The sequence below is a fragment of the Streptosporangium sp. NPDC050148 genome, assembly GCF_055586505.1.
In genome coordinates this window covers 1-10,095 of record NZ_JBVJIA010000069.1, presented here as the reverse complement: position 1 = coordinate 10,095, position 10,095 = coordinate 1, and the positions used below count along the sequence as shown (strand labels likewise).

The 10,095-nt window shown below is 72.0% G+C and carries 7 protein-coding genes; 6 read left to right on the top strand and 1 reads right to left on the bottom strand.

Going from position 1 to position 10,095, the window contains the following annotated elements:
* Nucleotides 1-302: 302 nt before the first annotated feature.
* From ACZ6RT_RS37300 to ACZ6RT_RS37280, 5 genes are all read left to right on the top strand, one after another.
* Nucleotides 303-968: a DUF1707 SHOCT-like domain-containing protein gene (locus ACZ6RT_RS37300; protein WP_399197319.1), complete on the top strand. Its 666-nt coding sequence runs from the start codon at nucleotides 303-305 to the stop codon at nucleotides 966-968.
* Between the two features lie 99 nt (nucleotides 969-1,067).
* Nucleotides 1,068-2,075, top strand: a complete 1,008-nt coding sequence (gene plsX, locus ACZ6RT_RS37295) for a phosphate acyltransferase PlsX (RefSeq protein WP_399197326.1) — start codon at nucleotides 1,068-1,070, stop codon at nucleotides 2,073-2,075.
* 205 nt (nucleotides 2,076-2,280) lie between these two features.
* Entirely contained in the window at nucleotides 2,281-4,614 is a 2,334-nt protein-coding gene (locus ACZ6RT_RS37290) for an HAD-IC family P-type ATPase (protein WP_470158823.1), read from the top strand.
* Nucleotides 4,615-4,656: 42 nt separating this feature from the next.
* Nucleotides 4,657-6,411 (top strand): arginine--tRNA ligase, encoded by a 1,755-nt coding sequence (gene argS, locus ACZ6RT_RS37285; RefSeq protein ID WP_470158821.1) that lies wholly within the window; start codon nucleotides 4,657-4,659, stop codon nucleotides 6,409-6,411.
* A 143-nt stretch (nucleotides 6,412-6,554) separates the two neighbouring features.
* The gene (locus tag ACZ6RT_RS37280) at nucleotides 6,555-8,066 is read left to right on the top strand and encodes a hypothetical protein (protein ID WP_470158819.1); all 1,512 of its coding nucleotides are present in this window, start codon (nucleotides 6,555-6,557) and stop codon (nucleotides 8,064-8,066) included.
* A 180-nt stretch (nucleotides 8,067-8,246) separates the two neighbouring features.
* Here the strand turns inward: ACZ6RT_RS37280 and ACZ6RT_RS37275 are convergent, their stop codons facing one another.
* A complete protein-coding gene (locus tag ACZ6RT_RS37275; protein ID WP_399197324.1) occupies nucleotides 8,247-8,639 on the bottom strand; it encodes a cell division protein SepF in 393 nt (130 codons plus the stop codon).
* Between ACZ6RT_RS37275 and ACZ6RT_RS37270 the strand changes: the two genes are divergently transcribed.
* Nucleotides 8,586-9,641 carry a PhzF family phenazine biosynthesis protein gene (locus ACZ6RT_RS37270; protein WP_470158817.1) on the top strand — a complete coding sequence of 352 codons (1,056 nt, stop codon included), beginning with the start codon at nucleotides 8,586-8,588 and terminating at the stop codon, nucleotides 9,639-9,641. The genes ACZ6RT_RS37275 and ACZ6RT_RS37270 overlap by 54 nt on opposite strands.
* Nucleotides 9,642-10,095: the final 454 nt, after the last annotated feature.

Below are 10,095 nucleotides of genomic sequence, written 5' to 3'. Positions count from 1 at the left end.
CCCCCCCCCCCCCCTCCCCCCCCCCCCCCCCCCCCCCCCCCCCCCCCCCCCCCCCCCCCCCCCCCCCCCCCCCCCCCCCCCCCCCCCCCCCCCCCACCCCCCTCGCGTGACGGAGCTCCGTGCCGCGTCCGCGTCCGTGCCGTCACCCCCGGGGACGGCACCGGGCCGGGCACGAAGGGCGACACCGCACGGCGCGCATCCCGCGCCGGACGGCCGCTCGCCCCGTCGACGACGGCGTTCCGCGCGGGATTCCCGGCCGAGGAGCCTCGCGATATATCGCGAATCGCCGTAGAATCGCGGGTATGACGTCCCCCGTCCCCCTCCCGCACGCCCCCGGTGTCGCCCCGCACGCCCCCGAGGCCGTCCCGCACGCCCCCGGTGCCGCTCCGCGTGCCTCCGAGACCGCCCTGCGCGCCTCCGACGCCGACCGCGACCGGGTGGCCGCGGTGCTGGCGGAGGGGCTCGCCACCGGCCGCCTGACCAGCGTCGAGCACGCCGACCGCCTGGACGCCGCCTACTCCGCCGTCACCACCGGCGACCTCGTCCCCCTCACCCGGGACCTGCCCGGCCTCACCGCCCACGGCCAGAGCCCCGCCACCGAGCGGCAGCGGGTCGCCGCCGTCTTCAGCAAGGTCGTCCGGGGCGGGCGCTGGGTCGCCGGGCGGCACACCGCGCTGAGCGTCTCCTTCGGCGCCCTGATCGCCGACCTGTCCGACGCGGTGCTCCCCGGCCGGGAGATCACCCTGGAGGTCGACTGCCACTTCGGCAAGCTGATCGTCAGGGTGCCCGAGAACGCCCACGTCATCGACGAGGTCGGCGCGTTGTTCGCCAAGCGCTCCGTCTCCGGCGGCACGGACGGTCCGGCGGGTGAGGGCGGACCGGTCATCAGGGTCGTCGGCCGGGTCGCGTTCGGGAAGGTCGTCGTCTCCCGGGAGAGGACCGACGCGAACCTCCCCGTCACCTTCTGATCACCCCCGTGGCGCGACCGGCCCCGGTGCCCGCCTACGATGCGGACAGACCATCGCGCACGAGGTGACCGCTTGCCTGAGATCGACGCTCCCGGCACCATGCCGATCGCCCTGGACGCGATGGGCGGCGACCACGCCCCCGACGAGATCGTGGCGGGTGCCGTGCAGGCGTCGCGCGAGCACGGGATCTCCATCGTGCTCGTCGGCGCCCCCGCCCCCCTGGCCGAGGCCCTCTCCCGGCACGACGCCACCACCGAGATCCCCATCGTCCGGGCCGAGGAGGCCCTGGCCATGGACGAGGGCGCCCTCGCCAGCCTGCGCCGTCCCCGCTCCAGCATCGCCGTCGCCTGCCACCTGGTACGGCGCGGCGACGCCTGCGCGGTGGTCTCGGCCGGGTCCACCGCCGGGATCGTGGCCACCGGCAAGCTCAGGCTCCGCAGCCGGCCCGGAGTGCTCAGGCCCGCCATCGCGGTGGCCCTGCCGACCCGGCCCCGCCCGACCGTGCTGCTGGACGCCGGGGCGAACGCCGAGGTCAAGCCGGAGATGCTGGTCCAGTTCGCCCACCTCGGCGCCGCCTACGCGGAGACCGCGCTGGGCGTGGAGACTCCCAGGATCGGCCTGCTGACCATCGGCAGCGAACCGGAGAAGGGCAACAGGCTCGTCAAACGGGCCCACGAGCTGCTGTCGGCCGCACCGGGCCTCGACTTCGCCGGCAACGTCGAGGGGCACGACCTGCTCACCCAGGCCGTCGACGTCATCGTCACCGACGGCTTCACCGGCAACGTGGCGCTCAAGACCATGGAGGGCAGCGTCCGCTACGCCTTCTCCGAGCTCCGAGAGACGATCAACGAGAGCCGGACGGCCCGGATGGGCGGCCTGCTCCAGAAGAGACGCATCAGGGAGCTCCACCGCCGGCTCGACCCCGAGGTCCACGGCGGCGCCGTGCTGCTGGGCCTCAACGGCACCGTGGTCATCGCCCACGGCTCCTCGCGCGCCAGGGGGATCAGCGCCGCCTGCGTGCTCGCCGCCACGCTCGCCCACGAGGGCGTGGTGAACCGCGTCGGCGAGCGCCTCTCCTCGACGCACCGCCCGCACCGCCTCTGGTGACCGGCTCTCCGCCCCGGCTTCCGTCCCGGTTCCAGCCCTGGCCGCACCGGCCACACCGGCCGCACCGGAGCCCGTGCCGGCCCCCTGCCGGGGACCATCCGCCCTTATCCGGTTAACGTGATACTCACGGCACATCGGGTCACATCCCCTACCGCACTCACCGGCCCCGCGTACCCTGAGTCCCAGTCGATCAACGGGGGAGCGTGTGCAGCAGGTGACGGAACCGGGGCTGACCTCGGCGCAGGTGGCCGAGCGGGTGGCCGCGGGACAGGTCAACGACGTCCGGCGCCGGTCGAGCAGGACGGTCGCCGCGATCGTCAGGGCCAACGTCCTCACCCTGTTCAACGGGGTGATCGCCGTGCTCTGGGTGCTGATCATGATCTTCGGCGAGTGGCAGGACGGGCTCTTCGGCCTGGTGATCGTCGCGAACGCGGCCATCGGCATCGTCCAGGAGCTCCGCGCCAAGCGCACCCTCGACCGGCTCGCCATCGTCAACGAGGCCCCCGTCAGGGTCCGCAGGGACGGGACCGACACCGAGGTCGCGCCCCGGCAGGTCGTCCTCGGCGATCTGGTCCTCCTCGCCTCGGGCGACCAGTTGCTGGTCGACGGCGAGGTGCTGGACGCCGACGGCCTGGAGATCGACGAGTCGCTGCTCACCGGTGAGGCCGACCCGGTGCACAAGCTCCCGGGCGACGAGGTCCTGTCGGGCAGCTTCGTGGTCGCCGGCCGGGGCCGCTACGTCGCGACCCGGGTGGGCGGCGACGCCTACGCGGCCAGGCTCGCCGAGGAGGCCAGCGCGTTCAGCCTGGCCCACTCCGAGCTGCGCGAGGGCGTCACCCGGTTCATCAAGTACGTCACCTGGCTGGTCGTCCCGATCGGCGCCCTGCTCACCTGGAGCCAGGTCAGCAGGCAGACCGAGATCGGCGAGGCCGTCACCGGCACGGTCGCGGGCATCGTCACCATGATCCCCGAGGGCCTGGTCCTGATGACCAGCATCGCCTTCGCCGTCGGGGTGATCCGGCTGGGCAGGCGGCGCTGCCTGGTCCAGGAGCTGCCCGCGATCGAGATCCTGGCCCGGGTCGACGTGCTCTGCCTCGACAAGACCGGCACCCTCACCTCCGGTGGCATGGAGCTCGGCGAGGTCCGCCCGCTCGGCGACGGCCTGCCCGTGGACGAGGCCCTGGGCGCGCTCGCCAACCTCGACCCCGACCCCAACCCCACCGCCCGCGCCGTCCAGGCCCGCTACCCCGACTCACCCGGCTGGACCGCCACCGCCAAGGTCGCCTTCTCCTCGGCCAGGAAGTGGAGCGGCGCCGAGTTCGACGGCCACGGCGGCTGGGTCCTGGGCGCCCCCGACGTCCTGCTGCCGCCCGGCACCCCCGCTTACACCGAGGCCGGGGCGCTGGCCGCCACCGGCCTGCGGGTGCTCGTCCTGGGCCGGGTCGCCTCGCTGCGCGACCCCGACGACCTCGGCGACATCGAGGCCGCGGCCATCGTCGTGCTCAAGCAGCGGCTCCGCCCCGAGGCGGCCGACACCCTCGCCTACTTCGCCGGGCAGCACGTCGCCGTCAAGGTCATCTCGGGCGACAACCCCGAGTCGGTGTCGGCCATCGCCACCACGCTCGGCATCCCCGGCGGGGACCGCGCGGTCGACGCCCGCACCCTGCCCGAGGACGACCCCGAGAAGCTCGCCGAGATCATGGACGCCAACACCGTCTTCGGCCGGGTCAGCCCGCACCAGAAACGGCTCTTCGTCGGCGCGCTCCAGTCACGCGGCCACACCGTCGCGATGACCGGCGACGGCGTCAACGACGTGCTCGCCCTCAAGGACGCCGACCTGGGCGTGGCGATGGGCTCCGGCAGCGGCGCCACCCGGGCGGTCGCCCAGATCGTGCTGATGGACGACAGCTTCGCCGGCCTGCCGTCCGTGGTGGGCGAGGGCCGGCGGGTGCTGGCCAACATCGAACGGGTCGCCGGCCTCTTCCTCACCAAGACCTTCTACGCGATCGTGCTCTCCCTGCTGACCGGGGTGATCGGGCTCGCCTTCCCGTTCGCCCCCCGGCACTCCACGCTGATCAACGCGCTGACCATCGGGATCCCCGCGTTCTTCCTGGCGCTGGCGCCCAGCAACGAGCGCGCCCGGGGCGGCTTCGTGCCCCGCGTGCTCCGCCTGGCGGTCCCCTCCGGGATCGTCTGCGCCGCCGCCGTCTACCTGTCGTACTGGATCGCCCAGAGCGGGGGCCTGTCCCTCGCCGAGAGCCGCACCTCGGCGGTGATCACGCTGTTCGTCGCCGCCTGGTCGGTGCTGGCCCTGGTCGCCCGGCCGTACGTCTGGTGGCGGGTGGCGCTGGTGACCTCCATGGCCGGGCTGTTCGCCCTCGCCCTCGCCGTCCCGTTCGCCCGGGAGTTCTTCGCGCTCACCGTCGCCGATCCGGCCGCCGGGCTCACCGCCGCCGGTCTCGGCGCCGCCGCGGGGGTCGCGCTGACGGGCGTCTTCGCGGTCGTACGGGCCCGCGGGAGCAGGCCGTCCACGGGCTGATATCCCCTCGGAGCAGGATCGGCCAGCCGATACCCTTGGGGCATGACCGACCCGCAACTCGAACTCACCGGGCGCGTCCAGCAGGCGCTGGCCGACGCCTTCGGCGCGGAGTACGCCGACGCAGACCCGCTGATCCGTCCCTCGCAGTTCGCCGACTACCAGGCGAACGTGGCGATGAGCCTGAGCAAGCGACTGCGACGCGCCCCGCGGGAGGTCGCCCAGGAGATCGCCGACCGACTCACCGGCCCGGCAGCGCAGGCCACGGACGACCCGTTCCCCGGCACCGTCGAGGTCAGCGGCCCCGGTTTCCTCAACCTGACCCTCTCCGACGTCTGGATCGCCGAGCGGGCCTCGGAGGTGCTGGCCGACCCGCGTGCCGGCGTGGGCCTGGCCACCCCGCCGCAGACCGTCGTGGTCGACTACTCCGCGCCCAACGCGGCCAAGGAGATGCACGTCGGGCACCTGCGGACCACGATCGTCGGCGACGCCCTGGCCCGGGTCCACGAGCACCTGGGGAACAAGGTCGTCCGGCAGAACCACCTCGGCGACTGGGGCACGCCGTTCGGCATGCTCATCGAGCACCTGCTCGACATCGGCGAGGAGGCCGCCGTCGCCCAGCTGGAGGCCGGTGAGGGCAACGCCTACTATCAGACCGCCCGCGCGAAGTTCGACGCCGACCCCGCGTTCAACGCCCGTGCCCGCGCCCGGGTCGTCACCCTGCAGGCCGAGGAACCCGAGACGATGCGCCTCTGGCACATCTTCATGGACGCCACCCTGCGCTACTTCAACAAGGTCTACCGGCAGCTCGAGGTGACGCTGACCGACGAGGACATCGCCGGCGAGAGCATGTACAACCCCATGCTCGCCCGGGTCTGCGACGAGCTCCAGGAACGCGGCATCGCCGTGCTGAGCGACGGCGCGCTCTGCGTGTTCCCGCCCGGCTACACCGGCCGCGAGGACCAGCCCCTCCCCTTCATGATCCGCAAGAGTGACGGCGCCTACGGCTACGCCACCACCGACATGGCCACGATCCGCTACCGGGTCGACGACCTCAAGGCCGACCGGATCCTCTACGTGATCGGCGCCACCCAGGCGCTGCACATGTCGATGCTCTTCGACTCCGCGCGGCTCGCGGGCTGGCTGCCCGACCACGTCAGGGCCGAGCACGTCCAGATCGGCAGCGTGCTGGGCTCCGACGGCAAGATGTTCAAGACCAGAAGCGGAAAGTCGATCAAGCTCCTGGAGCTGCTCGACGAGGCCGAGACCCGGGCCGGAGAGGTGATCAAGGACCGGGACTACGACGACACCGAGCGGGCCCGGATCGCCCACGCCGTCGGCATGGGCGCGGTCAAGTACGCCGACCTGTCGGTCAGCCACGACAGCGAGTACGTCTTCGACTTCGACCGCATGCTCGCCCTCACCGGCAACACCGGCCCGTACCTGCAGTACGCGCAGGCCCGCATCCGTTCGATCTTCCGCAGGGGCGGCGTCTCCCCGGCCGAGGCGACCGGGCCCATCGTGCTCGGCCACCCGGCCGAACGCGCCCTGGCCCTGCAGCTCCTGCGGTTCGGCTCGGTCGTCGAGGAGATGGCGGAGCACTCGGCGCCGCACAAGCTGGCCTCGTACCTCTTCGACACCGCGAGCGCCTTCACCACGTTCTTCGAGAACTGCCCGGTGCTCAGGGACGACGTCGAGGCGGCCGTACGCGCCTCCCGGCTGGCCCTGTGCGCGCTCACCCTGAGGATTCTGGAGACCGGCCTGACCCTTCTCGGCGTTCCGGTGCCCGAGCGCATGTAACCTGTCCACCAGATGATCGTCTTTATTGCGAAAATCGAGGCGATCGTCTGGCAAAGTCATGTTCGGCGCGCCTCCCCGCGGGGATGTCCGAAGCGCAATACGCTGGCGCGGTCATCGGTCACAACTTCGGGGAGTTCTCTGCCTTGAGCACGGACCTGACCGCGAATCCGCACGCCGAGGCCGATCCGCACACCGAGGCCGAGCTGCGCCGCCGTACCGATGCCCTTCTCGACGACCTGGCCGCCGGCGTCGTCCCCACCGGGGTGCCGGCGGGCCTCGGCGAGTCGTCCGGCCACTGGCTGGCACCGGCCGTCGAGGCGCTCGTGCTGATCATGCGCGGCGAGGACTCGCTGGAGCCCCTCGCCCGCGCCGCCCAGCGTGACGAGCGGCGGACCGCGCTCTTCCTGTGTCTCGCCCTGGCCGTCGCCGGCCAGGGCGACCGCATCCACGCCTCGTGGCTCGGCACCGCCTTCGGAGAGCTGTCCCTGGACCGTCCGGTGACCCACGGTCAGCGGGCGCTCTGGCTCGCCGCCGCACGCGGGGCGTACGGGCCCGCGGGCAAGATCTTCGTTCTCCGCAGGCTCGACGCGGTGGCCGCGTCCCCCGCGTCCGAACCCGACCGCTGGCTCCGCGCCCTGGTCCCGGACGAACCCTCGACGACGGTCTCCCCGGCCCTGGCCGGGTTCACGGTGCTCGCCGAGCTTCCCGAACTGGCCGCCCCCGTCCAGGCCGCGGCCCGCTTGGCCCACCTGCGCGACCGCTGCGCCGAGATCACCTCGGCCCGCGAGAGCAGGGGCGGCGACACCGCGACCACGGACACCGGCCAGGGTGCCGGCGGCTCCGCGGGCACGGACGCCGTCGTCGGCACCCGGCCGTCCGATGTCGTGGAAGCGCCCGGCGCCGCGAAGACGTCCGGACGCGAGAACGGGACCGCGGGCGGGCCGGCAGGCATCGCGCTCCTCGCCGCGGCGCAGACCGACCACTCGGACGAGACGACCGTGGTGTGGAGCGAGGACGAGCCGCTGACCGTGCTCCGCCGGCTGGTGGGGTCGGGTGCCCCGGAACGTCCGGCCCGGTCGCTCACCACCCACCTTCTCAGCGACCTGCGCCCCGGCTCCCACCCCTACCTGGCCGCCATCGCGCTGCACGTGGCCGCTCCCATCGTGCGGGCGGCGGCCGAGAACCTCGCCGAGGCCACCCGGGCCGAGGCCCCGGAGTCGGTCACCGTGCCGATCCTCGGCCACGAGCTGACGCTACGCCCCGAGGGACCCGACCCCGAGTCGCTGGAGGCGGCCGAGAAGCGGGTCACCACCGAGGGAGCCCCGCCGCTCGGCCGTCCCTGGGGTGCCTACCTGCTTCTGGCCCTCGCCCCGGTGATCCTGGTGGTGGCCCTCCTGCTTCCTCTCCTCCCGCTCGCGGCCCTGGCACCGCTGCCGGCCGTGGCGGGTGGCTACCGGCTGTGGCGCAGGCGCAGGCGCGAGCGGGAGAACGCCGAGCGTGTCGTCAGGCGGCTCGCCGAGCTCAGGGAACTGGCCCAGGGGGCGGTATGGGCCCTGCACGAGTACGCCCGCGAGTCGGAGAAGCGGATCACGACGGCCGGCTCCGATCTCGCCGAACTCACCCGCCTGCTCCGCCGTGGTCCCCGAGCCGGTTGACGACCGGGGGTGACGCGCCGGGAAGGTCCGTGAGGACCGGCCGGATGCTGGGGGGGTGCATCGGGTCCTCGGAACCGTTCCGGATCGTCAGGCTCGTCCAAGATCGTCGGGTTCACCCGGATCGTCGAGGTCGTCCCGGGCCCTTGGGACCGTTCCGGGACGGCCGCGCCGTCGCGGGGATCAGCCGTTGGTGATCTCCACCTCGGCGGGGGCCAGCAGGAAGACCTTCTCCGCGATCCGCTCGATACGGCCTTCGCACCCGTACGCCAGTCCCGCGACGAAGTCGACCATGCGGGTGGCCTCGGCGGTGCTCATGCCGCTGACGTCCATGATGACGGTCTGACCATCGCGGAAGTGCTGCCCGATGACCGGTGCGTCGTTGTACTTCATCGGCGTCAGCATCACGATCCGCGAGGGCTCGTTCATGGCGTGCCAGCGCTTGGCCGCCCGCTCGGAGGCGGACTGCCAGTCCTCCTCCTCGCCCTCGACGTCGTCCTCGTAGTCGTAGGCCTCGTCGTAATGCTCTGCCCCGCCCAGGCCAAGGTAGGTCGCCACCTTGCGCACTGCCCCCATCGGCTCGTCCTTTCGCCAGGACCATGCCGTATCCGGCCTGTCCTTACACCTTGGACGGTAACCGACGACCAGAAGTTCGCCGTGCGACACGCCCAGCGCTTATTTCCACTTTGTACGGCTACCGCACTGGTTTGCCTGATCCCGACTGTGCCTGATCTCCTGCCCCGTCTTCAACCGATATCTTCGGCGCCCCCTACGATCGGAGGCATGCTCGTCTACACGGTCGATTCGTTTACCGATGAATTTTTCAAGGGTAACCCCGCCGGGGTCTGCGTACTCGGCAATCCGGTCCCTGACGCCTGGATGCAGTCCGTGGCGGCGGAGATGAGGCACTCCGAGACGGCCTTCCTGCTCGGAGGCGAGGACGGGGGTCCGTACTCGCTCCGCTGGTTCACGCCGGTGACCGAGGTGGCCCTCTGTGGGCATGCGACCCTGGCCGCGGCGCATGTGCTGTATTCCACGGGAACGGTCCGAGAAACCCTCGAATTCTCAACGAAGAGTGGAATCCTGTCCGTGACCAGGGATAAATCCGGATTAATCAACATGGATTTCCCGGCAAAACTACTCCAAGAGGTGGGTCCTCCCCCTCCTCTGATCGCTGCGCTCGGGGTTAAACCTGTTTGGGCCGGAAAAAATGTTTGGGACTACCTCGTGGAGGTCGAGTCCGAGGACGCCGTGGTGGAGACGGCTCCCGACTTCCGGGCCCTGGAGCAGGTCGAGGCGCGGGGAATCATCGTGACGGCCCGCGCCAAGGGCTCGCGGACCGGCATCGACTACGTCTCCCGGTTCTTCGCCCCCAGGGTGGGGGTCCCGGAGGACCCGGTGACGGGTTCCGCGCACTGCGCGCTCGCCCCGTACTGGGCGTCCAAGCTGGGATCCGACACCCTGGTGGGAGCGCAGCTCTCCCAGCGCGGCGGTGTCGTCCGCACGACCGTGCGGGGTGACCGGGTCGAGCTGGCGGGACGCGCGGTGACGGTACTCTCCGGCGAGCTGCACGCCTAGAAACCCGGTCACCGGTACGGCGACGGAACGTGCGGCGGCGGTTCGGTGGACCGGTGTTCGCGGACCAGGGAAGGACCGGTCGTCGTGACGGCCGGCTTGACGACCGTCATGGCGTCCACCTTGGCGGGCGTCCCACCGCCCGTTTTCCCGGTCGTCCCGCGGGTGGCTCGAAGTCGACGCGGTGGGCCGACCGTGGTGAGCGCGCATCACGGCCGGTCCACCGCGACGGGCTCGCCACGGGCTTCGGGCCGGAGCACTGAGATCCCTGCCCACCGGGCCGGTACCTGGCGTGTCTGTCACATGGGAAAGACTGCCACCGACGGCTTGGAAGGGAGTTGCAGGGGGATTGGAGACTCCCAGAAACACGAAAGCCCCCACCAATGGTGGGGGCTTTCGAAAGATTGTCCGGCGGTGACCTACTCTCCCACACCGTCCCCGGTGCAGTACCATCGGC